The 22559-nt window shown below is 64.3% G+C and carries 20 protein-coding genes; 10 read left to right on the top strand and 10 right to left on the bottom strand.

Annotation, left to right across the window (positions count from 1 at the left end):
- Nucleotides 1-130: 130 nt before the first annotated feature.
- Complete coding sequence (gene phaR / locus NLM25_RS03095; RefSeq protein WP_254135996.1) at nucleotides 131-727, top strand: polyhydroxyalkanoate synthesis repressor PhaR; 597 nt, start codon at nucleotides 131-133, stop codon at nucleotides 725-727.
- 106 nt (nucleotides 728-833) lie between these two features.
- The gene (locus NLM25_RS03090) at nucleotides 834-1451 is read left to right on the top strand and encodes a trans-aconitate 2-methyltransferase (protein ID WP_254135995.1); all 618 of its coding nucleotides are present in this window, start codon (nucleotides 834-836) and stop codon (nucleotides 1449-1451) included.
- 151 nt (nucleotides 1452-1602) lie between these two features.
- On the opposite strand, the gene NLM25_RS03085 is transcribed toward NLM25_RS03090, so the two are convergent.
- Nucleotides 1603-2490 carry a branched-chain amino acid aminotransferase gene (locus NLM25_RS03085; RefSeq protein ID WP_254135994.1) on the bottom strand — a complete coding sequence of 296 codons (888 nt, stop codon included), beginning with the start codon at nucleotides 2488-2490 and terminating at the stop codon, nucleotides 1603-1605.
- Between the two features lie 120 nt (nucleotides 2491-2610).
- Here NLM25_RS03085 and NLM25_RS03080 point away from each other — a divergent pair, with 120 nt between their 5' ends.
- Nucleotides 2611-3546 (top strand): alpha/beta hydrolase, encoded by a 936-nt coding sequence (locus tag NLM25_RS03080; protein ID WP_254135993.1) that lies wholly within the window; start codon nucleotides 2611-2613, stop codon nucleotides 3544-3546.
- A 43-nt stretch (nucleotides 3547-3589) separates the two neighbouring features.
- On the opposite strand, the gene NLM25_RS03075 is transcribed toward NLM25_RS03080, so the two are convergent.
- Nucleotides 3590-3838: a hypothetical protein gene (locus NLM25_RS03075; RefSeq protein WP_254115182.1), complete on the bottom strand. Its 249-nt coding sequence runs from the start codon at nucleotides 3836-3838 to the stop codon at nucleotides 3590-3592.
- Between the two features lie 216 nt (nucleotides 3839-4054).
- On the opposite strand from NLM25_RS03075, the gene NLM25_RS03070 reads away from it, so the two are divergent.
- Together NLM25_RS03070 and NLM25_RS03065 are read left to right on the top strand one after the other, a co-directional pair.
- A complete protein-coding gene (locus tag NLM25_RS03070) occupies nucleotides 4055-4927 on the top strand; it encodes a hypothetical protein (RefSeq protein WP_254141101.1) in 873 nt (290 codons plus the stop codon).
- Nucleotides 4928-5139: 212 nt separating this feature from the next.
- On the top strand, nucleotides 5140-6723 hold the full coding sequence (locus NLM25_RS03065; RefSeq protein WP_254135992.1) for a sensor domain-containing diguanylate cyclase: 1584 nt from the start codon (nucleotides 5140-5142) through the stop codon (nucleotides 6721-6723).
- A 16-nt stretch (nucleotides 6724-6739) separates the two neighbouring features.
- Here the strand turns inward: NLM25_RS03065 and NLM25_RS03060 are convergent, their stop codons facing one another.
- Nucleotides 6740-7300, bottom strand: coding sequence for a carboxymuconolactone decarboxylase family protein (locus NLM25_RS03060; protein ID WP_254135991.1), 561 nt, complete (start codon nucleotides 7298-7300; stop codon nucleotides 6740-6742).
- A gap of 153 nt (nucleotides 7301-7453) precedes the next feature.
- Here NLM25_RS03060 and NLM25_RS03055 point away from each other — a divergent pair, with 153 nt between their 5' ends.
- On the top strand, nucleotides 7454-8029 hold the full coding sequence (locus NLM25_RS03055) for a hypothetical protein (RefSeq protein ID WP_254135990.1): 576 nt from the start codon (nucleotides 7454-7456) through the stop codon (nucleotides 8027-8029).
- Between the two features lie 27 nt (nucleotides 8030-8056).
- On the opposite strand, the gene NLM25_RS03050 is transcribed toward NLM25_RS03055, so the two are convergent.
- Complete coding sequence (locus NLM25_RS03050) at nucleotides 8057-9202, bottom strand: PLP-dependent cysteine synthase family protein (protein WP_254135989.1); 1146 nt, start codon at nucleotides 9200-9202, stop codon at nucleotides 8057-8059.
- 108 nt (nucleotides 9203-9310) lie between these two features.
- Entirely contained in the window at nucleotides 9311-9775 is a 465-nt protein-coding gene (locus tag NLM25_RS03045) for an Lrp/AsnC family transcriptional regulator (RefSeq protein WP_254115178.1), read from the bottom strand.
- A 159-nt stretch (nucleotides 9776-9934) separates the two neighbouring features.
- Here NLM25_RS03045 and NLM25_RS03040 point away from each other — a divergent pair, with 159 nt between their 5' ends.
- Nucleotides 9935-10951, top strand: a complete 1017-nt coding sequence (locus NLM25_RS03040) for a 1-aminocyclopropane-1-carboxylate deaminase (RefSeq protein ID WP_254135988.1) — start codon at nucleotides 9935-9937, stop codon at nucleotides 10949-10951.
- Nucleotides 10952-11032: 81 nt separating this feature from the next.
- Here NLM25_RS03040 and recQ read toward each other — a convergent pair whose 3' ends face one another.
- The 4 genes from recQ to NLM25_RS03020 form a co-directional block, all read right to left on the bottom strand.
- On the bottom strand, nucleotides 11033-12898 hold the full coding sequence (gene recQ, locus NLM25_RS03035) for a DNA helicase RecQ (RefSeq protein ID WP_254135987.1): 1866 nt from the start codon (nucleotides 12896-12898) through the stop codon (nucleotides 11033-11035).
- Between the two features lie 245 nt (nucleotides 12899-13143).
- Complete coding sequence (locus NLM25_RS03030; protein ID WP_309143577.1) at nucleotides 13144-13887, bottom strand: polysaccharide deacetylase family protein; 744 nt, start codon at nucleotides 13885-13887, stop codon at nucleotides 13144-13146.
- A gap of 106 nt (nucleotides 13888-13993) precedes the next feature.
- Nucleotides 13994-14995: a homoserine O-succinyltransferase gene (locus NLM25_RS03025; protein WP_254135985.1), complete on the bottom strand. Its 1002-nt coding sequence runs from the start codon at nucleotides 14993-14995 to the stop codon at nucleotides 13994-13996.
- A 12-nt stretch (nucleotides 14996-15007) separates the two neighbouring features.
- Entirely contained in the window at nucleotides 15008-16309 is a 1302-nt protein-coding gene (locus NLM25_RS03020) for an O-acetylhomoserine aminocarboxypropyltransferase/cysteine synthase family protein (protein WP_254135984.1), read from the bottom strand.
- Nucleotides 16310-16883: 574 nt separating this feature from the next.
- Between NLM25_RS03020 and NLM25_RS03015 the strand changes: the two genes are divergently transcribed.
- Nucleotides 16884-18182 (top strand): TadE/TadG family type IV pilus assembly protein, encoded by a 1299-nt coding sequence (locus NLM25_RS03015; RefSeq protein WP_254141100.1) that lies wholly within the window; start codon nucleotides 16884-16886, stop codon nucleotides 18180-18182.
- Nucleotides 18183-18265: 83 nt separating this feature from the next.
- Here the strand turns inward: NLM25_RS03015 and NLM25_RS03010 are convergent, their stop codons facing one another.
- The gene (locus tag NLM25_RS03010; protein ID WP_254135983.1) at nucleotides 18266-19876 is read right to left on the bottom strand and encodes an amidase family protein; all 1611 of its coding nucleotides are present in this window, start codon (nucleotides 19874-19876) and stop codon (nucleotides 18266-18268) included.
- Nucleotides 19877-20131: 255 nt separating this feature from the next.
- On the opposite strand from NLM25_RS03010, the gene NLM25_RS03005 reads away from it, so the two are divergent.
- Together NLM25_RS03005 and NLM25_RS03000 are read left to right on the top strand one after the other, a co-directional pair.
- Entirely contained in the window at nucleotides 20132-20950 is an 819-nt protein-coding gene (locus tag NLM25_RS03005; protein WP_254135982.1) for a uracil-DNA glycosylase, read from the top strand.
- Nucleotides 20947-22557: an amidohydrolase family protein gene (locus NLM25_RS03000; protein ID WP_254135981.1), complete on the top strand. Its 1611-nt coding sequence runs from the start codon at nucleotides 20947-20949 to the stop codon at nucleotides 22555-22557. The genes NLM25_RS03005 and NLM25_RS03000 overlap by 4 nt, the downstream gene beginning before the upstream one ends.
- The last annotated feature ends 2 nt before the right edge of the window (nucleotides 22558-22559 follow it).

Here is a 22559-nt window from a genome sequence, read left to right as displayed (position 1 = left end):
GATTAACCGTGGCGCACAAAACGGTAGCGTGACCCCTTTGAAAATGCTTATTTTGTTGCGTTGCGTACTCTTCCCGCCCTGCGGCATGGCCCGCCGGGTTCCCGTTCTCCGCGCTTGCAAGTGAGAGCCCATGGCGAAATCAGACCAACCCACCACCATCAAGAAATACGCGAACCGCCGGCTCTATAACACCGGAACGAGCACCTACGTGACGCTCGAGGACCTCGCCGCCATGGTCAAGGACGGCGAGGATTTCCTGGTCTACGACGCCAAGACTGGCGACGACATCACCCGCTCCGTGCTCGCCCAGATCATCTTCGAGCAGGAGAACAAGGCCGGCCAGAACCTGCTGCCGACCACCTTCCTGCGCCAGCTGATCCGCTTCTATGGCGACAGCATGCAGATGGTGGTGCCGAAATATCTGGAGCAGTCGATCGCGACGCTGACCCAGGAGCAGGAGAAGTTCCGCAAGCAGATCGCCAACTCGCTGTCCGGAACTCCGTTCGCGCCGCTGGAAGAACAGGTCCGCCGCAACATGGAGCTGTTCCAGCAGACCTTCTCGATGTTCAAGCCGTTCGCTCCTGGCACGGGCCGCCCGGCGGCCAGCGCGGAGCCTGAGCCCGATGCGAACGCTGCGGCGCCGAAGGACAGCAATATCGACGACCTGCGTCAGCAGATGAAGGACATGCAGGAACGCCTCGAGAGGATGTCGAAGAAGGACGAGTAGGTCCTTCTTCATGCCGGCGCGTCCGCATGCGGCGGGCGCGCGAACTGCCAGTTCATCGCGGCATCGCCACTTGCGCGCTGCCGCCCCGGCCAAGGCCGGAGCCGCCATGTCCGACCGCAGCACACATTGGGACAACGTCTACGCCACCAAGGGCGAGACCGAGGTCAGCTGGTTTCAGGACAGCCCGGCCATCTCGCTCGATATGATCCGCTCGGCCAGCCCGGATCATGGCACCGCCATCATCGACATCGGCGGCGGCGCTTCGCGGCTGGTGGACGCTCTCCTGCGGGACGGATATCGCGACCTCGCAGTGCTGGACCTTTCCGGCAACGCGCTCGAGGCAGCGCGGAGACGAATTGGCGCAGCCGCATCAACGGTCGATTGGATCGTCGCCGACGTCACGACATGGCAACCGCCGAAGACCTACGATGTCTGGCACGATCGCGCGGCGTTTCACTTCCTGACCGACCCGCGCGACAGGGCGGCTTACGTCGAGCGCCTGAGGTCGGCGGTTGCGCCCGGCGGGCACGTCATCATCGCGACGTTCGCACCCGACGGCCCGGAGAAATGCAGCGGCCTGCCGGTGCAACGGCACGACAGCGCGAGCCTTGCGGCGGAGCTGGGGTCGGAGTTCGAGCTGGTCGAGACGCGGAGCGAGGTCCACCACACGCCGTGGGATTCGACACAGGCGTTTCAGTTCAGCCGGTTTCGGCGGCGAGGTTAGCTGTCATGCCCCGGCTTGACCGGGGCATCCAGTACGCTGCGGTCCGTCGATTCCATCACAAGCGTCTCGGAATACTGGATCGCCCGATCAAGTCGGGCGATGACAATGGAGTATTTCGCGCGAAAGCGCACAATGTCAGAGAATGAAGCGTCTACGCCGCCAGCCTCACCGCATGCGCAAAATCCCAATAGAGTTTTCGCGCTTTGGTGTAGAGCGGGCCCGGCTTCAGCTCGCGATCGTCGATGCGGATCACGGGAGCGACCTTGGCGAAATTGCCGGTGGAGAAGATCTCGTCGGCGGCGAGGAAGTCGGGATAGCGCAGCGTCTTCTCGACCACCGTGACGCCGTCGCCGCGCAGCAGGCTGATGACGCGCTGACGCGTGATGCCGTTCAGGAACGTGCCGTTCGGGACCGGCGTGTAGACCACGCCGTCCCTGGCCATGAACACGTTGGAATTGCCGAACTCCGCGACGTTGCCGAGCATGTCGAGCATCAGGGCGTTCTGGAAGCCGCGCCCGGCAGCTTCCGCGAGCGCGCGCGAATTGTTCGGATAGAGACAGGCGGCCTTGGCCTCGACCGGCGCACATTCGGCCGTGGGCCTACGGAACGGCGACAGAGTGATGGCGTTGCCGACGGGTTTCGGCATCGGCGCCTCGTAGATGCAGAGGCACCAGTTGGTGGTCTCGGGGTCGAACAGCACGCCGCCGCCCGAACCGTTCTGCGCCCAGTACATCGGACGGACGTAGAGCTCGGCATTCCGGGCGAAGCGCGCGATGCCTTCGTTGGCGAGCGCGAGCCAGGTGCCGGTGTCGACCACCGGCTTCAGGCCAAAATTGATCGCGGATTGATTGGCGCGGGCGACGTGACGGTCGAGATCGGGCGCGACGCCTTCGAACGCGCGCGCGCCGTCAAACACGACCGAGCCGAGCCAGGCAGCATGCGTGCGCGGGCCCATGATCGGCACATTGCCGTCGTGCCATTTGCCTTCGAAGAAGGTCCAGCTCGGCGAATATTCGATCGGCTTCTTGATCTCGGCCATGACCGGCCTCCCCTTGGCGTGACGCCACACTATAGCGCCACTATTGGGCGCAATTTCTAAATGATTTGCTGCGCCGGGCTGCTGAGTTACCCTCTCCCACAAGGGGATAAAGGAAGTGCCATGCCGCTCGATCCGCTCGCAAAGCGTTTGTTGACCATGATGGCTGCGGCCGCGCCGCAGGCACGGAGCCGGCCGAGTGTGGAAGCGCGGCGGCAGTCGCTGGCGAAGCTGATGCAGTTCGCGCGTGCCGAGGCGCCGGATGTGAGCGCGTCCGACGGCACGTTTCCGGGGCCCGGTGGCGAGCTGCCCTATCGCCTTTATTCGCCCGCTTCTGCCGGCGAGCGCGCGCCGGGCTTCGTGTTCTTTCATGGCGGCGGGCTCGTGGCCGGAAGCATTGCGACGCATGATCGCATCGCGGCGGCGCTGGCGCATGTGACCGGCTGCCGCCTCGTCTCGGTCGATTACCGGCTGGCGCCGGAGCACAAATATCCCGCTGCCGTCGACGATGCGATCGCGGCGACCGAATGGGTCGCGCGGCAAGCCTCGTCGCTGGGCATCGACGCCGAACGACTGGTGGTCGGCGGCGATTCCGCCGGCGCCACGCTCGCGGCGATCGTGTGCCAGGAGGCCGCACAGAGCGCCGGCCTCTCGATCGTCGCGCAATGCCTGATTTGCCCGGTGCTGGATTTCGAGGAGAGTTCGCCTTCGCGCGAGGAATTCGCCGAAGGCCACCTGATCGATCGCGTCACCATCGAAGCCGACCTCGCGGACTATCTGCCCGAGGGCCTGGATGCCGCCGATCCCCGCATCTCGCCCCTGCGCGCGACGCGGCTCGCAGGCCTGCCGACCGCCATCATCCACACCGCCGAATTCGATCCGATGCGCGACGAAGGTAACGCCTATGCGCGCAAATTGCTCGCCGCGGGCGTCGCGGTCGAGCACGTCTGCCATGACGGCATGGTCCACAATTTCCATGCCATGGGCGCGATCCTGCCGCAGGCGCAGCTCGTGCTGTCGCAGATCGGCGAGCAGGTCAGACGCGCAGTGGAGACGTGAGGCGCTCGCTTACCCTCCCCCTTGTGGGAGAAGGAAGAAAGACTCACACCCTTGCGCCGATCACTGCGCGCGCTGCCACGACATACTCGAGCCAATGCGCATCCGCGTAACGCTCGGCCTGCCGCGCGCAGGTGACGTCGGGCGCATGCGCGGCGGCGATCGTGCGCGCGAAGCGTTCTTCGGCGACCGTCACGTCGTCGGGCTCGGCCGACGGTATGGAGGCGGCCACGGCAGTCGGGGCCACAGCGAGTCCCGCCAGACCGGTGAGCAGGATGCGGCGTGACGTGTTCATGGCTGTTGTCCTTCCGATGTCCGGCCTGCACTCTGGCCGGCGCGTGTGTCAGTGCGATCACGGCAGATTAGCCGCGCACGTCGGTGCAGTCCATCGCTTGCGGATAGCGCTTGACCCTGGGAGCGATCACGTTCCATCTAGCGCGCGGTTCCGGCATCGCCGTGCCACGCGTCGGATTGTCACGTGTCTCATTGTAACCCATCGCATCATCGGGCTTTGCGCATTGCCGCGATAGGGTTGCTTTCCCTGGCGGTTTCGGCGGGCGCTGCCGTCGCCGATGAGGCCGAGGAGGATGCACCGGCAAAGCCGGCTCTGCCGAACATCTACCTCGATCTGCGCACGATCTATGCGGCGATTCCCGCGGGCACGCTTGGGCTCGGCTTCGGCAACACATCATTGTCGGCCGCGTTCGAGGCGCTGGCGGCGCGCAGAGGCACGACCCTGCCAAACGGCTTGCCGGCGGCAAAGGCGATCGCCGTCGACCTGCCGCTGACCGTCGACGTCAGCGATAGCGTATCGCTCTATGGCGGCGTATCGGGCTCAACGACCGACATCGGTGGCGGCTGGACGGCGTTCGACATCACCAGCTGGAACATCGGCGTGCAGGCCGATCTCTATCAGCAGAACGGCGGAAAGATCCCGACCATTACGCTGCAATCGACCCTGACGCAGTCGGTGCCGAACGAGCAGGGCATGACGACATCGTTCAACAACATCCTGGAATTCGACTACGCGCTGGACGAGGACGAGACCCGGGGCTGGCTTGCCGGGGTGCAATACACCCACACAGACATCGCCAGCCAGCTCGCCAGCATCAGGCCGAACACGATCCTCTATGGCGGCGGCTATTACCAGTGGCCGAGCAACTGGAAGTTCACGGGACGCCTCGGCGTGCAGTCGTTCGGCGGCGCGCAGCTTGCAGGCCGGACGCTGGCGGAGTCCTTCACCCAGCCGCTCCTGCGGCTCGATCTCGACCGCATGGACGATAACGACAACCGCCTGTTCGGCATCACCGCCCAGATCGCCTGGATGCCGAAGCCGTCCTACCAGCTGACGTTGCGCACACCGCTCTACGCGGTACGCAACTGACTGCGGTCGCAGAGGATTTTCGATAGAGCGCAGCGTCCGGACGACCGGCTACGGAGCGGGTGCATTGAAGCCTTTCGCGTCCGCCGCTCGCATTGCGCGTCAACCGGTTGTTAATCCTCATCCCAAAACGTCGATCGCGTTACACCGCCGCAAGTAACCTTGCGCGAGACTGGACCGGCTTGTTGGTGGCGTGTTCAGCTTGGAGGCTGTGAATGTCCCGCTTGGTCCCGGAACGGACGTTCCTTGCTGGGAAGATCTTCTTCAATTTCGGCCAGTCGTCGATCGATTGCGTCGTGCGCCGGCTCTCCGAGGAGGGCGCCACGCTCGAGATGGAGAGTGGCCTCGGCGTGCCCGAGCGATTCCAGCTCAGGCTTGCGGGACGCGAGATCCTGACCTGCCGCGTGATCTGGCGATCGGACCGTCAGGTCGGCGTCGCCTTCGAGCAGCCGAACACCATCGAGCGCTCGGCCGGCGAGGAACGGGAACGCTCCTCCGACGCGCTGATGCGCGGCCAGATGCTGGCGCTGCGCGCCGCGCTCGATCATGTGCCGACCGGCATCGTGCTGCTCGACTCCAGCCTCAGGGCGCGCCTGATCAACCGGTCGTTTCGACAGATGTGGCGCCTCCCCGACGAGGTCGCCGACAGCAATCCGTCCATTCTCACGCTGCTTCGTCACGGACGTGACATCGGAGCCTATGAGGTGCCGGACCCCGAGCTCGATGCTCTGGTGGCGGAACGCGTCCGTGTGATCGAAGCCGGTGATCCGACGCCGATCGATCTGCGCCGGACCAACGGCGATGTCGTGCGCGTCCAAGTCACCCCACTGCCCGACGGCGGGCGCATGCTGACCTATACGCCGGTCACCGACATTGTCCGCACCTCCGACGAGCTGAAGCTGCTGCGGGATGCTCTGGAGAATGTCCAGGATGGGGTCCTCCTGCTCGACTCCGACCTGCACGCCACCTTCATGAACCGGCGCATGCGACGTTTTTGGGAGATCAGCGACGACGAGGCCGCGAACCGGCCGGCCTATTCGTCGCTGGTGCGAGGCCTGCATCGCGCCAGCGCACCGAATCTTCCAACCAACGAGCTCGCGAAATTTCCGGCAAGGCGCGTCGATGAGGTCAAGGCCGGCGATCATGTGCGCGACCTGCAGACCCCGGACGGCAGACGCATCAGGGCCCATTGCACCACGATGTCGAATGGCGGCCGCATGCTGACCTATGTCGACATCACCGATCTGACGCAAAAAGCCGCGATGCTGGAGACGCTCGCCACCACCGATCCGCTGACCGGGCTCTACAATCGCCGCCACTTTCTCGAGTGCCTCGCTGCGGAATGGAGCCGCTTTCAGCGCTACTATCGCTCCGTCTCGGTGCTGATGCTCGACATCGACCATTTCAAGTCGGTCAACGATCGCCATGGCCATGCGACGGGCGACGCCGCGATCAAGGCGGTTGCGGCTGCGTGCCTCGAAGGCAAGCGCAAGTCGGACATCGTCGGCCGCGTCGGCGGCGAGGAATTTGCGGTTCTCCTGCCCGAGACCAGCCTGTCCCGTGCAAGGACGGTCGCCGAGCGCATCCGCAAGCGCGTGATGGGTGCGCAGATCCTCGCAAACAGGATTCAGTTCGGCGTCACCGTGAGCATCGGCATCGCGGAAGCCACCGTCAGCATGTCGGGCATCGACGGGCTGATGGGCGCGGCCGATCATGCGCTCTACGAGGCCAAGGCCGAAGGTCGCAATCGCTGCATCGCCTTCGCGCCCCCGCCGCCTGCAAGCAAGGCGGCGGAGTGATCGAAGGGAGCCGTTTCTATTCCGGCACCGGCACGTCAAACGTGTTGAGCGTGACCGAGACCATGCAATAAACGCCGACGAGGTAGGACAGCTCGGCCGCGCCATGCTCGCCGAACTCCTTCACCGCCGCCCGATAAGTCAACTCCGGCAGCACGCCACCGCTCACCAGTGCCGAGGCCATGTCGTAAGCGACCGCCTCCTGCCTGGTGAGATCCACCGGCCGCTGTCCGGCGACGATGGTCGCGAGCTTCTCGTCGGAGAGGCCGCGCTGCTCGGCGACCAGGACATGAGCATAGAGCTCGTAGCCGGAGCGGAAATGCGAGCCGGTGACGAGGATCGCGACCTCGCGCACCGGCGCCGGCAGCAGCGGGTTCGACGCGATCGCCTTGACCAGCTCCCACACCGGCTTGCCGAAGCGCGGTTCGCGGATCCAGGGATTCCAGGGCCCGAGCAGCGCGCCGTCGTCGCGCATGTTCACGAAGCCCTTGAAGTGGTCCTTGATGCCGGCTCGCATGTCGTCATAGAGCGGCTTCTGTTCGTCGGTCAGATCCTTGGGATCGAGAATGGGAAGGCGCACGGCAGGATCTCCTCGTTGAGAAGAGGCGAAGCTCATCTGCAGGCGAGCGCAACGCAAGTGAAGTTGCCGTGACGACGGTGCGATTCTACAAGTGGCATGGAGACACGAGCACAACCATGCTATATCCCCCATGTGTCGTTCACGAGGCATGCGATGGCCGATCTAATCGTCGGACTTGATAGTTGGATTATTGAGGACGGCAACTATGGTGACTTCGCGCAAGCGACGAACGTCTCGTTCGCGCTCGAATTCTGTCCGGTAGTCCCGCTTCCGGGGGCCGGTCCATTTGACCCCAAAGCGCCGTCAATCACTCATTTGTTCGAGAGCTCTTACGAAATTGTTGCCCAGGTCGTGCATACCCAAGATGACTGGTGGGTCCTGGACGTTGGCCTTCTTATGTATTGCGATGGAAGGCCTCCCGACAATGCTCGCCTAGGCGCCTGGTTGGGAGGACTGGTCTGCATCGGAGTAGACCCGTTCTTCTACTTCGAAAATCACGCGCACCTCACGGGCGCTCCCGCCATGGTCTACGATTGGAGGATCGAAAAGATCGAAATGGAGACAGGCCCTTTCATTGAAACGAAGCCCAAGCATTTCGAGCGCGATCCCGAGAAGCGCGGATGGAAAGAGGTCGCCAAGACCGATGCTTGGCATGACGATGGAGGATACTTGCTCCACTGCACCCGTCTTGATGGTCCGCGTCGGCCCAAAAACAGAAGTCGCCCCTAACTGGCGCGGCGTAATTGCCACGGCGCTTTATTCGCTCTGCGGATTTGCGACGTCGTCGACATCAAGCGTCAGCGGGTCGCCCGTCGCGAGGAACGACGACAGGGCCGTCTCGACCGGCGCAGGATCGAGGCCGCGCGCTTTCAGCCATCCGGGCTCGTAATAGGTCTGCCGGTAGCGTTCGCCGGAATCGCAGATCAACGTCACCAACGAGCCCGTTACATTCGCCTTGCGCATCTCCGCGGCGAGCCGGCACAGCGCCAGGAAGTTGGTGCCAGTGGAGCCGCCGACTGCGCGGCGCAGCCGGCGCGACAATACGTTCATCGCGGCGATCGTCGCCGCATCCGGAATCTTCATCATGCGATCGACCACGCCCGGCACAAAGGACGGCTCGCAGCGCGGCCGGCCGACGCCCTCGATCAGCGACGGACGGTCGCAAACATGGGAGCGGTCCTGCGTGCGGAAGCAGTCGAAGAAGGCGGAATGCTCGACATCGGCGACGCAGAGACGCGTCGGATACTGACGATAGCGCAAATAGCGTCCGATGGTGGCCGAGGTGCCGCCGGTGCCGGCCCCCATCACGATCCAGTCCGGCAGCGGGCGCGGCTCGCCGTGCAATTGCGTGAAGATCGATTCGGCGATGTTGTTGTTGCCGCGCCAATCCGTGGCGCGCTCCGCGAAGGTGAACTGATCCATGTAGTGGCCGCCCAGCCGGGTCGCGAGCGCGGCGGCCTCCGCGTAGAGCGCGCGGCCATCGTCGATCAGATGGCAGTTGCCGCCATAATGTTCGATCGCCGCGATCTTCTCCGCCGAGGTCGTGCGCGGCATCACGGCGTAGAACGGCACGCCGATCATCTGCGCGAAATAGGCTTCCGACACCGCGGTCGATCCCGACGATGCCTCGACGACGGGCGTGCCTTCACGGATGTGGCCGTTGCAGAGCGCGTAAAGGAACAGCGAGCGCGCCAGTCGGTGCTTCAGGCTGCCGGTCGGATGCGTGGATTCGTCCTTCAGATAGATGTCGATGCCTGATAGCGCCGGCACGATCAGCCGGATCAGATGCGTGTCTGCGGTCCGGCACTGGTCCGCCTCGATCGCGGCGACGGCCTCGTCCACCCAGCCGCGCCGGTAGGCCGGCGCGACAGGATTTTGCTGACGAAAGGGAGGCGGTTGCATTGGACGAATCTCTCATGATGAGTCTCGCGCATCAATAGCGTCGAATTACTGTTTCGACGCGTTTTCACGGCGCGAACCGGTCTCCAACGCGCTGAAAAACGCTGCAGCTCAAAACTCCAGCGGCGCGTTGTCGACGACTTCCTTCATCACGAAGAACGTGCGGGTCTGGCGCACGCCGGGCAGCGCAATGAGCTGCTCGCCGTGAATGCGGTTGAAATCCTCCATGTCGCCGACGCGGATCTTGAGGAAATAGTCGAAATCGCCGGCCACGAGGTGGCAGTCGAGCACGAATTTCAGTTTTGCGATCGCCTGCTCGAAGGTGGCAAAGCTCTCCGGCGTCGAGCGGTCGAGCACGACGCCGACCATCACCAGCGTCCCCTTCGCCACCTTCTTCGGGGCGACCATGGCCCGGACGGCGGCGATGAAGCCGTCCTCGAACAGGCGCTGGGTGCGGCGATGGCAGGTGGCGGGGCTGATGGCGACGGTTTCGGCCAGCTCGGCGTTGCTGAGCCGGCCGTTATTCTGCAGCAATCTCAACATCTTGAGGTCGATGCGGTCGAGCCGGGCGGACATGGAAGAAGCTTCCGTGCTTGGCTAATTTTCCGGAAGAAATCATAACGACTGGCGAGTTTTTCGCAAGATAAGGCGCAATATCGGCGCAATATTCGAGAGCACATTTTTCCAGGCCAATGCTAGCCACATCCCAGACACACACACCAATCGGGATGCCCCATGAAGCTGGACCAATTCGCGCGCTATCCGCTGACCTTCGGCCCGACGCCCATCGAGAAGCTGGAGCGGCTGTCAAAGCATCTCGGCGGCAATGTCGAGGTCTATGCCAAGCGCGAGGACTGCAATTCCGGCCTCGCCTATGGCGGCAACAAGCTGCGCAAGCTCGAATACATCATTCCCGACGCGATTGCCTCCAACGCCGACACGCTGGTCTCGATCGGCGGCGTGCAGTCCAACCACACCCGCATGATCGCGGCGGTCGCGGCCAAGATCGGCATGAAATGCCGCCTGGTGCAGGAAGCCTGGGTGCCGCACGAGGACGCGGTCTATGACCGTGTCGGCAACATCATGCTGTCGCGCATCATGGGCGCCGACGTGCGCCTCGTCGACGACGGCTTCGACATCGGCATCCGCAAGAGCTGGGAGCAGGCGATCGACGAGGTGAAGGCGGCGGGCGGCAAGCCTTATGCAATCCCGGCCGGCGCCTCCGTGCACAAGTTTGGCGGGCTCGGCTATGTCGGCTTCGCCGAGGAAGTGCGCAAGCAGGAGAAGGAGCTCGGCTTCAAGTTCGACTACATCGTGGTCTGCACGGTCACCGGATCGACCCATGCCGGCATGCTGGTCGGCTTTGCGGCGGACGGCCGCGCGCGAAAGGTGATCGGCATCGACGCATCCTTCACGCCGGCGCAGACGAAAGCCCAGGTGCTCGAGATCGCACAGAACACGGCCAAGCTGGTCGAGCTCGGCAAGGATCTCGTCGCTGACGACGTCGTGCTGATCGAGGACTACGCCTATCCGGCTTACGGCGTGCCGTCGGAAGAGACCAAGGAGGCGATCCGCCTCACCGCGCGTCTCGAAGGCATGATCACCGACCCCGTCTACGAAGGCAAATCGATGCAGGGCCTGATCGACCTCGCGCAGAAGGGCTATTTCGAGAAGGGTGCGAAGATTCTGTACGCCCATCTCGGCGGTGCGCCGGCGCTGAACGGATATGCTTATGCGTTCAGGAATGGGTGAGTGAGGCCGCGATAGCCGAGATGAGCCAGTAGCCCGGATGGAGCGCAGCGAAATCCGGGGCTACGGCACCCGTGATCGCCGCTACCGTGTCCTGATGATCTGCAGCAGCTCGTCGCCGTAATGCTCGAGCTTCTTGTCGCCGATCCCCGGCACGCCACGCAGTTCGTCCAGCGTCGTCGGCCAGGCCCGGACGATGCCGTCGATGGTGGCATCGTGGAGCACGACATAGGCCGGCACGCCGCGCTCGCGCGCGACATCTGAACGCCAGGACCGCAGGCGCGCGCGCAACTCGGGATCGACATCGCCTTGCGGTGCGTTGGCCGCGGGCGCGAGGTCGCCGCGGCGGGATTTGGCACGGCTGGCGCGAACACGCGTGCCCGGCGCCTCCTCGCGCAGCCACACCTCGGTCTCGCCGCGCAGCACGCCGCGCGCGGTGTCCGTCAGCTTCAGCGCGCCGAAGGCTTCGCTGTCGCTCTGCAAATGGCCCATCGCCACCAGCTGCCGCAGCACCGTGCGCCACTGCTTCTCGTTCAGCTCGCGCCCGATGCCGAACACCGAGAGCTTGTCGTGGCCGAACTGCGTCACCTTCTCGGTCAGACGGCCGATCAGCACGTCGATCAGGTGCATCGCGCCAAAACGTTGCCCGGTGCGATAGGCGCAGGAGAGCAGCTTCTGCGCCAGCACCTTGCCGTCGCGCATCTTTGGCGGCGTCAGGCAGTTGTCGCAATTGCCGCAACTGTTCGCGGTCTCCGTCTCGCCGAAATAGGCGAGCAGTCGTTTGCGCCGGCACTGCGCGGTCTCGGCGAGGCCTACGAGCGCGTCGAGCTTGCCGATCGACACGCGCTTGAAATCGTCGGAGCCGCTGGATTCGTCGATCATGCGGCGCTGCTGCACGATGTCCGAGAGGCCATACGCCATCCAGGCCGCGGACGGCTTGCCGTCGCGCCCCGCGCGCCCCGTCTCCTGGTAATAGGCCTCGATGCTCTTGGGCAGGTCGAGATGGGCGACGAAGCGCACGTCGGGCTTGTCGATGCCCATGCCGAAAGCGATGGTCGCGACGATGACGATGCCGTCTTCGTTGAGGAACCGGTCCTGGTTGCGCGAGCGCACGCTGCTGTCGAGCCCGGCGTGATAAGGCAGCGCGGCGATGCCGGCGTCGTCGAGCGCCGCGGCAACTTCCTCGACGCGGTTGCGCGAGAGGCAATAGACCACGCCGGCATCGCCGGCGTGGCGCTCGCGGATGAATTCTTTCAGCTGCGACACTGCGTTACGCTTGTCGACGATCTCGTAGCGGATATTTGGGCGGTCGAAGCTGGAGACGAATTGCGGGCTGTCTGCAAGCCGAAGCCGCTCGACGATCTCCTTACGTGTCAGCTCGTCGGCCGTCGCGGTCAGCGCGATGCGCGGCACGTTGGGGAACCGCTCGGCGATGATGGAGAGGCCGACATATTCGGGGCGGAAGTCGTGGCCCCATTGCGAGACGCAATGCGCTTCGTCGATCGCGAATAGCGACACCTTGGCCTGCGCCAGCATCGACAGGCAGCGCGGCGTCACCAGGCGTTCCGGCGCAACATAGAGCAGGTCGAGATCGCCCGCGATCAGGCGCCGCTCGATGTCGGAGGCTTCCTGGAAAGTCAGCGACGAGTTCAGCGCGGCCGCGTTGACACCGGCCTCGATCAGGCCGGCGACCTGGTCGCGCATCAGTGCGATCAGCGGCGACACCACGATGCCGCAGCCTTCGCGCAGCAATGACGGCAGCTGGTAGCACAGCGACTTGCCGCCGCCGGTCGGCATCAGCACCAGGCAATTGCCGCCGTCCGTGACATGCCGGATGATCTCGCCCTGCGCCCCCCGGAACCCCGGCAGGCCGAACACCGAATGCAGCACCGACAGCGCATCGCGGCCGTTGGCCGGCACAGGCAGCGGAGCGGTGGAAGGAGCGGACATGAGCGTGTGAGACGTTGAGATTTCGGTCAACGCCAGTCGCATGCCGTAGGGGTCATGACAAGACTATTCGCGCGGCATCGGGAATTCGTCCCCTCTCCCCCTGTGGGAGAGGGTGGCTCGCCGCGTAGCGGCGAGACGGGTGAGGGGTTCTTTCCGCGAATCGACAGAAGATGATTCGCTGAAACACACCCCTCATCCGGCGCTTCGCGCCACCTTCTCCCACAGGGGGAGAAGGGAAGAAGAAGCTACGCCCCGATCCTTCGTAGTGCTTCGGCGACCGTTACGATCGGCATGCCGCGCTTCCCGGCTGCTTCCAGCGCGTGGCGCATCAGGTGGGGCGTACATCCATAGGGGCTTGGCGTATTCGTGACGTCATGGCCGTAGAAGATCAGCCATCCGCCGCTTGCGACCGCCTCGTCAAAATAGCGATCGACGCCCGCAATATCGATCTCGCAATCGACCAGAGGCGAAGCACGCAGGAACTGGAGGTCGATGACGTCGCGATTGACGCCGGGAAGGATGCCGCGCGCCGAGCGGAACGCCTTTGCGAGCTGCGGCTTGCGCCAGACCGAGGCGATTCCGTAGGGATAGGCGAAGTTCTCCAGCTTGATCGAGGAATCGATGCCGTGGAAATAGCTGCGATTCCGCTCGATCTCGTGGGCCATGGCGGCCTCGTCGAGATTGGCCGAGCTCCGGTGCGAGAAGGTGTGGCAGGCGATCTCGTGACCGGCCCGATGGAGCCGCACGATCGCGTCGTTCGAGAGGCCGTGCCAGTGGTCCGAGGGACGATCGATCAGGCTGCCGGCGAGATAGTAGGTGCCGCGACCGCCATGCCGCTCCAGAAGCTCGGCGCCCTCGCCCGCAGCGCTGTCGGGGGCATCGTCGAAGGTGAAGCTCACCATAGGCGCATGCGAGGGTAGCCGGTGCGGCGCGGCACGGAAATGCCGGGCGAGCCGATTGCTCACGCGTCCCTGGAGTGCCGACCACACGACTTACGTTTCCCGTGATTCTATATTTCTGTACTGAAACATTCGTGCGCTGGCTGAGGCAAGCCTAACGCTCGGGTAATCCTAACGCGGAGCCAACGCCCTCCGGCTAGGGTATCAGGGCCGGCGCATCGGCTTCCGCCGCGAGATATTGCAGCCAGTTGCGGAAAAGCGCCGCCGCGGCGCTGCCAGCCGCGATATCGGCGCGCAAAGTCAGCGCAGGCAGCTCGTTGGTGAGCGCCGGATGGCGCTCGTGCTTCGCCCGTCTTTCGAATCGCGCGAGCTTCTCTTCGGTCGCTGCGTCAAAATAGCTCACGGGCAGGTGCGGATAATTGTCGCGCTCACGGGCGAGATAGCGGCCGATGTCGCGCAGATATTCGCGCTGGAGCGACAGCGCATCGTATTCCGGGTGCCCCTGGAAGAACACGAAGCGGCTGGCATATTGGCGCGTGAAGATATCGACGCCCGCCTTTGCCGAGCGCGTCAGCACCTGATAGCCGGCCTGCGCCAGATCGCTCTCCGCGATCTCGTTCAGACGCGAATGCGAGACCTTGAGCGGCGCAGGCGCGGCGCGCGTCAGGGCATCGTTCGCCACGGCTTCGCAGTCGAAAATGCCGTGGCATTTGGCCGGCAGCCGCCGCCGTTCGATATGGTCGAGATGCAGCACTGCCGCGTGCGCGGCGAGGCACGACCAGATCGCCGAGCGCGTGTTGAGCTTGGCCCAGTCGATCAGCTCGGTGAGATCGCGCCAGTACGGCTCCTGGTCGAGCTCGGGCGCGACCGGCTCGGCGCCGGTCACGATCAGCCCGTCGAAGCTGTGACGCCTGAGCTCGGTGAGATCCGAATATTCACTCTCGACATGCCACTTCGCTTCCGGCGAGCGTTTCACCGAGGGCAGTGAGAAGCAGTGGAAGCGGATGCGGCGCGGACCTGCGGCGGCCTGGAGCAGCTTCATGAACTGCCGCTCGGTCGCTTTCAGTGCCGGGTCCGGCATGTTGTTGATCAGGCCGATCGTGAGCTCAGGACCACCGTGGTCGCGCGTGAGATCGCCTTCGGCCGGCACCAGTGCCGGGCTCGATATGCCTTGATCCCTGTCGATCAGGATCGTCATCGGCGCAGTCGCCTACTCCGCGGCCTGGAGGCGTGCCGACGGGCAGGCCTTCTCGAGCGCCTGGTCGATGTCCTCGATGATATCTGCGGAATGCTCGATGCCGATCGACAGGCGGATCGTCTCCGGCAGCACGCCCGCAACGCGCTGCTGCTCCGCCGACATCTGCCGATGCGTGGTCGAGGCCGGATGGCAAGCCAGCGACTTGGCATCGCCGATATTGACGAGGCGCGTGATCAGCTTCAGCGCGTCGTAGAAGGTCTTGCCTGCTTCCATGCCGCCCTTGATGCCGAAGGTGAACAGCGAGGAGGCGTTGCCGTCGAGGTACTTCTGAACGAGCGGATAGTATGGGCTGTCCGGGAAGCCGGTGTAGTTGACCCAGGCGACGCGCGAGTCCTTGCGGAGGAATTCGGCGACCTTGCGGGCGTTCTCGACATGGCGCTCCATGCGCAGCGCCACGGTCTCGATGCCCTGGAGCAACAGGAAGGCGTTGAACGGCGACAGCACCGAGCCCATGGTGCGCTGATAGACACTACGGGCGCGCTCGATATAGGCGGTCTTGCCGAAGCGCTCGGCATAGACGAGGCCGTGATAGGAGGCGTCGGGCTTGTTGTAGGCCGGGAAGCGGTCGGCGTGCCTCGCCCAGGGGAAGTTGCCGGAATCGACGATGGCGCCGCCCAGCGTGGTGCCGTGGCCGCCGAGAAACTTGGTGAGCGAGTGTACCGCGATGTCGGCGCCGTAGTCGAACGGCTTGAGCAGGATCGGGGTCGCGACCGTGTTGTCGACGATGAGCGGCACGCCATGCGCATGCGCGATCTTCGCCAGCGCCTCGATGTCGCAGACATTGCCGGCGGGATTGCCGATGGTCTCGGCGAACACGGCGCGGGTGTTCTCGTCGATCAGTTTTTCGATCGCATCCGGCTTGTCGCTCTCGGCGAAGCGGCCGGTGATGCCCTGGCGTGGCAGGATGTGCGAGAGCAGCGTGTGCGTGGTGCCGTAGAGCTGCGGCACGGAAACGATGTTGCCGCCGTGATCGGCGACGTTGACGAAGGCGAAATGCAGCGCGGCCTGGCCGGTCGCAACCGCCAGCGCGCCGACGCCGCCCTCGAGCTGGGCGATACGCTTCTCCAGCACCGCGCTGGTCGGATTGGCGATGCGGCTGTAGCGAAAACCTTCGGCCTCGAGATTGAAGAGCGCGGCGCCGTGGTCGGCGCTGTCGAAGGCGTAGGCCGCGGTCTGGTAGATCGGCACGGCCACCGCGTGCGTGGTGGCTTCGGGCTCGTAGCCGGCGTGAATAGCGATCGTCTCGTTGCGCATCGTGCCACCTCCGCGTGGAGCGGGCCGCACTTATTGGCCTGTATGAGGCATGTGCGTTGTCCGCCGTCCCTCTGTTAGAGGCGGGTGGTAAAGCGGACAATAATTCGCCTAGAGATCGAGGAAGTAACCCTAACGCTTGTTGGCGAATTGGCTAAAATTCGAGTCAATTTTCGTTAAGGAATCGATACCGGTGAGCACAGCTTGCGCGATGACCTGCCTGCGCCCGTCGTGGCAGAACACGGCGTGAAGCGGCAACGCATCGAGGTGACGATGCGGGAGACCGCATGATCATTCAGCGCGTCTTCGCCTTACCGTAAGTCGACGCACTCCTGCGCGACGCGGCATCCGCGCGCACGCGTTGCCGCGCGGAGACCGGTAACGCATCGCCTCGGTGATCCCACGGAGCAGACCAGAGCTCTCGCACGAAGAGCCTTTCTTCAAGGGGCTTGCGGCACATCCGCGACACGAACTGTAACGCGCAGACATGCGCGCTAACGCCAGGATCAACCCTTGCGTAATTTCCGCGATGCTACGGAACCATACGATTTTCGCTGAAGGATCCCCCTGTTTGATCATGATCACCGAGAATGCTCATCGCCTGCTCTCGCGCTTTGCGACCGATCGCCGTGGCAACATCGTCATCATCTTCGCGCTGTCGCTGTTGCCACTGCTGTCCTTTGTCGGCGCCGCCATCGATTACTCGCTCGCGACGCGGGCAAGAGCGAAGCTGGTGGCGGCCCTCGACACCGCCGTGCTGGTCGCCACCGCCAAGAGCGAGATCACGAAGACCGCATCGGCGGCACAGAGCGATGCCGTGAGCACCTTCACCGGACAGATGTCCGCGCTCGGCCTGTCGACGAGCTCCGTGACCATCACCGTGACCGACAGCGTCACCACCCGCACCGCCACCGGAACGGCCTCGTCGAGCGTGACAACTTATTTCATGGGAATCATGGGCTACAAGACGCTCGCGATCTCGGCAACATCGAGCGCCGCGGCCTCGCTACCGTCCTACATCGACTTCTACGTGCTGCTGGACAATTCGCCGTCGCAGGGGTTGGGCGCGACCACGGCCGACATGACGGCCTTGCAGAACGCGACCTCCGACAGCTGCGCCTTTGCCTGTCACGACACCTATACGTCGAGCTCGAAGAAGACGCTTCAGACCTCGAGCTATTACTCGATCGCCAAGAAGCTGGGGATCAAGATGCGGATCGACCTGGTGCGTGACGCAACGCAGTCGCTGACGGATACGGCGACCGCGAGCCAGCTCGTCAGCAACCAGTACCGGATGGCGGTCTACACGATGGGCAGCGATTGCAGCTCGATCGGCCTGACGACCATATCCGCGCTATCGTCGAGCCTCTCCTCGGTGAAGACGGCGGTTGCCGGCGTCGACCTGATGACGATCCCCTACACCAACTACAACAACGACATGTGCACCGACTTCGACGGCACGCTGTCGTCGATGAACGGCACGATCCCGACACCCGGCGACGGCTCCTCGTCGTCGCCGCAGAAATGGCTGTTCTTCGTCTCGGATGGCGTCGCCGACTACTATTATCCCTCGACGTGCAGCAAGACGGTTATCAGCTCGTCAGGGCGGTGCCAGGAGCCGCTCACGACCACGATCTGCGACACCATCAAGGCGCGCGGCGTCAAGATCGCGGTGCTCTACACCACCTATCTCGCGATCACCAACAACAGCTGGTACAACACCTATATCGCGCCATGGCGCAGCTCGATCGGGACCAAGATGCAGGCTTGCGCGACGTCGGGCTATTATTACGAGGTGTCGAGCGATGCCAGCATCAGCGACGCGCTGAACGCGCTGTTCCAGAAGGCGATCGCCGCCTCGCATCTGACGAACTAGCCATCAGCTCCGTTCCGATGAAATCGGAACGGAGCCTCATTTGTCGGCGCGTTTTCTTGACGCCAAGCGCTTTGGCCGCGGGTTCAGGCCATCGCCTCCCAGAGCCGATGGGTGAGCACACCGGCACGCTTCTCGATCGCGGCCGCCGCATCGAGCGCGAGGTCCTCGCGATAGCGTCCCGCGATGAGCTGCACGCCGATCGGCTTGCCGTCATGCAGGGTCACCGGCACCACCGCGCCGGGCAGGCCCAATACGTTGATGGCGGAGATGAAGCGGATCTCGCCCCAGAAGATTTCCTGCACGCGCTCGGCGCTGACGGTGTCGTCGCGCGGCCCCGGCGTCGGCTTCACCGTGGTCGGCGCCAGCACCACCGGGTATTCCTCGAAGAACAATTGCCAGGCGCGGATATGGCCATTGCGTGCGGCGGTGGCGCGCATCCAGGCCGGCAGGTCGAGCACGCCGGCCTTGGCCTTCATGCCGCCCCACGCCTTGTGGAAGTCTTCCGAAGTCACCTTCAGCATGCCGGCTTCCTGCATCACCACGGTCTCGTTGGTGATGATGTCGCACCAGGTCTGCCAGACACCGTTGATGTCGGGGACATCGACCTCGGTCACGCGATAGCCGGAGCGTTCGAGATGATCGGCGGCCTGGCGCAGTGCCGCGTGCACAGACGGATCGACGTCCATGTCCTCCGGGATCTTGGCCAGCGCGACCTTGATCGGCCCTTTCGGCTTCGGCCCGGCCAGCGGCGCCGGCACCCACCAGGGATCGCGCGGATCGCGCTGGCTCATCACTTCCAGCGCGAGGCGGACGTCGCCGACATGGCGGGCGAGCGGGCCCTGCGCCGACATCAGATGCGCCAGCATCGGCCGCTCGGCCGTTGCGCTTCCGTTGAAGGCCGGGATGCGGCCCTGCGTCGGCTTGATCGTGGCAACGCCATTGCAATGCGCCGGCCAGCGCAGCGAGCCGCCGATATCGTTGCCATGGGCGATGGTGCCGATGCCGGCGGCGACCGCCGACCCCGCACCGCCCGAGGAGCCGCCGCAGGTGATGTTGGGATCCCAGGGATTGAGCGTCAGCCCGTGCAGGGGATTGTCGGTGAAGCCGCGAAACGAGAATTCGGGCGTGTTGGTGAGACCGATGACGATCGCTCCGGCCTTCTTCAGGTTGCGGACAACAGGCGAATCCGACGGCGCGACGAGGTCCTTGTTGGCGGGCACGCCGTTGAAATTTGGCCGGCCCTCGTAATCGACGTTCTCCTTGATGGTGATGGGCACGCCGTGCAGGAGGCCGAGCTCGCCGCCCCTGGACCGCTGCTTGTCGGCGGCATGCGCCGCAGCGAGCGCTTCTTCCGAGAGATCGACGACGACCGCGTTCAGCTTCGGATTGACCGCGCGCATCCGTTCGAGATGCACTTCGACGGTCTCGACGGCGGAGATTGCGCCGGAACGGATCGCAGCGGCGGTCTCGACTGCCGACCATTGCCAGGCCGGGCCCTTCGGCCGGCGGGCCGCGGCCGGCTTGCGCGGTGCCGGCGTCTTGACTGCCTTGTTGGCTGTCTTTTTGGCTGTCTTGCTGACTGCCTTCCTGGCCGCCTTTGCGACGGCCGCCTTGCGGGCGGTGCTCGTCTTGCTCGAGGTCTTCGCTGCCTGCTTCGAACCAGTTTTCTTCTTGGTCGCCGTCTTCTTCGCCACGCCGCATCTCCTGAATTTGCGCCGCGGAGGTTATGGAGGTCACGGGACCGTGTACAGGCGCGTTTCTGCATGGCGCATTGTCGCGGCGCTCTGTCACAGCCCCAAGCGGATCAAGAGAAGCTCATGAACCTTTGGGGCCCCTCCCTTGACCCACATAGTGGTTGAATGACGCAACAAACGACCGCCAAGATTGCGGCATGGTGACTGGCTTTTTTGACGCAGCCAGTTTGACACCGATACATCGGAGCATTTGCGATGCTCGTGGAATTCGACAGCGGATACGACCAGCAACCATTTCGCGACTTGTGCGCCGGCTACCCGGGCGCTGAAGCGTACGATCCAGATGATTTTCGGATCGAATGGGGACCGATCTTTCACCGTGGCCGGCTCGACGGATCGGCGCGCGTGCTCGTCGTCGGTCAGGATCCCGCCCAGCACGAGACCATCGTGCGCCGCATCCTGGTCGGCACCGCGGGCCGCCGGGCCCAGGGCTTTCTCGCAAAGCTCGGCATCACGCGGAGCTACGTGATGGTGAACACCTTCCTGTACAGCGTCTATGGACAGAGCGGCGGCAACAAGCACAAGAACGAGCCCGGCATCGTCGACTACCGCAACAAATGGTTCAAGGCCGTGCTCGCGCCCGGCAACATCGAGGCCGTGGTCTCGCTTGGCGGCCTTGCGGACGAGGCCTGGAAAGCCTGGCTCAAGACTGCCGATGGCGCAGCCTTCAAGACCCTCGCCTATCAGCACATCACGCACCCGACCTGGCCGGAAAGTTCCGCCAGTGATAACGCGACACGGGCTGCGAACACCAAGATCATGCTGACCAAGTGGAATGCCGCGCTCGCAGCCCTCGCACCTGCGCTCCTGCATCCCGACATACCGACCACACTCGTGCCGTATGGCGACACCTTCAAGCCGACCGAACTCATCGACATCATCGCAAAGGATCTTCCCGCGGGACTACCGGCCTGGATGTGCGGGGACACGCCGTGGGCCACGCGCCAGGGCGCTGACGCGGCAGCCAAGCGACGCACGATCGCGATCACCGTTCCCGACGGGGTGATCCCATGAGCCCGGCCGCGACCCCGACGCGCTGGGCGCTGAACGGGCGGATCGTGACGATGGCCACTGAGGGCGACGTCATCAAGAGCGGAACGATCTTCATCGAAGACGATCGCATCGCCGCGATCGTGCCCAAGGGACAGCCCGCCCCGGCAGGCTTCGAGGCCGTCGATCCGGTCATGACCGGCGGCACCATCTATCCCGGCCTGATCGAGCTGCACAATCATTTGAGCTACAACATCCTGCCGCTCTGGAGCGTGCCGCAGCTCTACCGCAATCGCGACCAGTGGCAGAACGCCAGATCGTACAAGACGTCCGTGACCGGCCCCATGAGCGCGATTGCGCTGGCCGACGACGGCTCGCTGCTGCCGGCGCTGGTCCGCTATGTCGAAGCCAAGTGCATGGTCGCGGGCACGACGACCAGCCAGGGGATCACGCTGTCGAACTGGAGCGGCACGATCCACAAATACTACAAGGGAGCGCTGCGCGCCGCCGAGATCGGGAGCCCTCCCGATCTTCCGCGGGCCCACTCGAAGATCCCCGATATCGATGCGGAGGATTGGGCGAAGTTCGACAACGAGCTCAAATCGTCGACGTGCTTCCTGCTGCATCTGAGCGAAGGCGTCGATACCAGTGCGCACAGCCACTTTCTCGCTTTGCGCAATCCCGCAGGCGATTGGGCGATCGAACCATCGCTGGCCGGCATTCATTGCACGGCGCTCGATGCGACCGACTTCGGAACGATGGCCCAAAATCAGGCCAAGGTGGTCTGGTCCCCGCTGAGCAATCTGCTGCTCTACGGGAAAACGACCGACGTCGTGGCAGCACGCACGGCCGGCCTCACCATCGCGCTCGGCTCTGACTGGTCGCCCTCGGGCAGCAAGAACCTGCTCGGCGAGCTGAAGGCAGCGAAGGTCGTCTCCGCGCATTTCAACCTCGGCTTCAGCGACTACGCCATCGTCTCGATGGCGACGCGCAATCCGGCTGCGATCCTGAAGTGGGACGCAGGGCTGGGGACGATCGCCAAGGGCAAGCTCGCCGATCTTCTGGTCGTGAAGGGCGTGACCGGCGAGCCCTACGGCCACCTGATCAAATCGCGCGAGCAGGATATCGTCCTGGTCACGATCGGCGGACGGCCGCGCTATGGAATGAAGAGGGCCATGCAGCTGGCGGGCGGAAGCGGCGAGGCGCTCAAGATCGGCAGCAGCGCACGGGTGATCGATTTCTCTTCGCCCGACCAGGATCCGGAAATCGAGAAGATCACGCTGGCGGAAGCGACCAGTCGGCTCCGCACCGCGCTCGGCCAACTCGGCACGCTGCAACCGCATAGCCTCGCCATGTCAGCGGCGATCGCCAGTGGAACGGTCTCGCGGACCGGATGGCGTCTCGCGCTGGACGAGCAGTTCGGCAACAATGTCCAATTGCGCCCGCGGCTCGAATATAACGGCGTCAGAACCGGCCCCGATTTGCAGGCCGTCACAGCGGCGACCGAGCCGCTGCATCCCATCAAGCTGGATGGCCTGACGGTAGCGGGCGATCCCGCCTTCCTGGACATGCTGAAGAGCGAGACGAATCTCCCGGCTGGAATCGCAACGGCGATCGCGGCTTTTTATTGAGC

It is taken from the genome of Bradyrhizobium sp. CCGB01, from assembly GCF_024199795.1.
GTDB lineage: Bacteria > Pseudomonadota > Alphaproteobacteria > Rhizobiales > Xanthobacteraceae > Bradyrhizobium.
The sequence above is the reverse complement of the archived record's forward strand: the minus strand, read 5'-3'. Positions and strand labels throughout refer to the sequence as shown.

Excerpts from the sequence above, each read along its gene's own strand:
- phaR (WP_254135996.1), top strand. The coding sequence starts at position 131 with ATGGCGAAATCAGACCAACCCACCACCATCAAGAAATACGCGAACCGC.
- NLM25_RS03090 (WP_254135995.1), top strand. The coding sequence starts at position 834 with ATGTCCGACCGCAGCACACATTGGGACAACGTCTACGCCACCAAGGGC.
- NLM25_RS03085 (WP_254135994.1), bottom strand. The coding sequence starts at position 2,490 with ATGGCCGAGATCAAGAAGCCGATCGAATATTCGCCGAGCTGGACCTTC.
- NLM25_RS03080 (WP_254135993.1), top strand. The coding sequence starts at position 2,611 with ATGCCGCTCGATCCGCTCGCAAAGCGTTTGTTGACCATGATGGCTGCG.
- NLM25_RS03075 (WP_254115182.1), bottom strand. The coding sequence starts at position 3,838 with ATGAACACGTCACGCCGCATCCTGCTCACCGGTCTGGCGGGACTCGCT.
- NLM25_RS03065 (WP_254135992.1), top strand. The coding sequence starts at position 5,140 with ATGTCCCGCTTGGTCCCGGAACGGACGTTCCTTGCTGGGAAGATCTTC.
- NLM25_RS03055 (WP_254135990.1), top strand. The coding sequence starts at position 7,454 with ATGGCCGATCTAATCGTCGGACTTGATAGTTGGATTATTGAGGACGGC.
- NLM25_RS03050 (WP_254135989.1), bottom strand. The coding sequence starts at position 9,202 with ATGCAACCGCCTCCCTTTCGTCAGCAAAATCCTGTCGCGCCGGCCTAC.
- NLM25_RS03045 (WP_254115178.1), bottom strand. The coding sequence starts at position 9,775 with ATGTCCGCCCGGCTCGACCGCATCGACCTCAAGATGTTGAGATTGCTG.
- NLM25_RS03040 (WP_254135988.1), top strand. The coding sequence starts at position 9,935 with ATGAAGCTGGACCAATTCGCGCGCTATCCGCTGACCTTCGGCCCGACG.
- recQ (WP_254135987.1), bottom strand. The coding sequence starts at position 12,898 with ATGTCCGCTCCTTCCACCGCTCCGCTGCCTGTGCCGGCCAACGGCCGC.
- NLM25_RS03025 (WP_254135985.1), bottom strand. The coding sequence starts at position 14,995 with ATGACGATCCTGATCGACAGGGATCAAGGCATATCGAGCCCGGCACTG.
- NLM25_RS03020 (WP_254135984.1), bottom strand. The coding sequence starts at position 16,309 with ATGCGCAACGAGACGATCGCTATTCACGCCGGCTACGAGCCCGAAGCC.
- NLM25_RS03015 (WP_254141100.1), top strand. The coding sequence starts at position 16,884 with ATGATCACCGAGAATGCTCATCGCCTGCTCTCGCGCTTTGCGACCGAT.
- NLM25_RS03005 (WP_254135982.1), top strand. The coding sequence starts at position 20,132 with ATGCTCGTGGAATTCGACAGCGGATACGACCAGCAACCATTTCGCGAC.
- NLM25_RS03000 (WP_254135981.1), top strand. The coding sequence starts at position 20,947 with ATGAGCCCGGCCGCGACCCCGACGCGCTGGGCGCTGAACGGGCGGATC.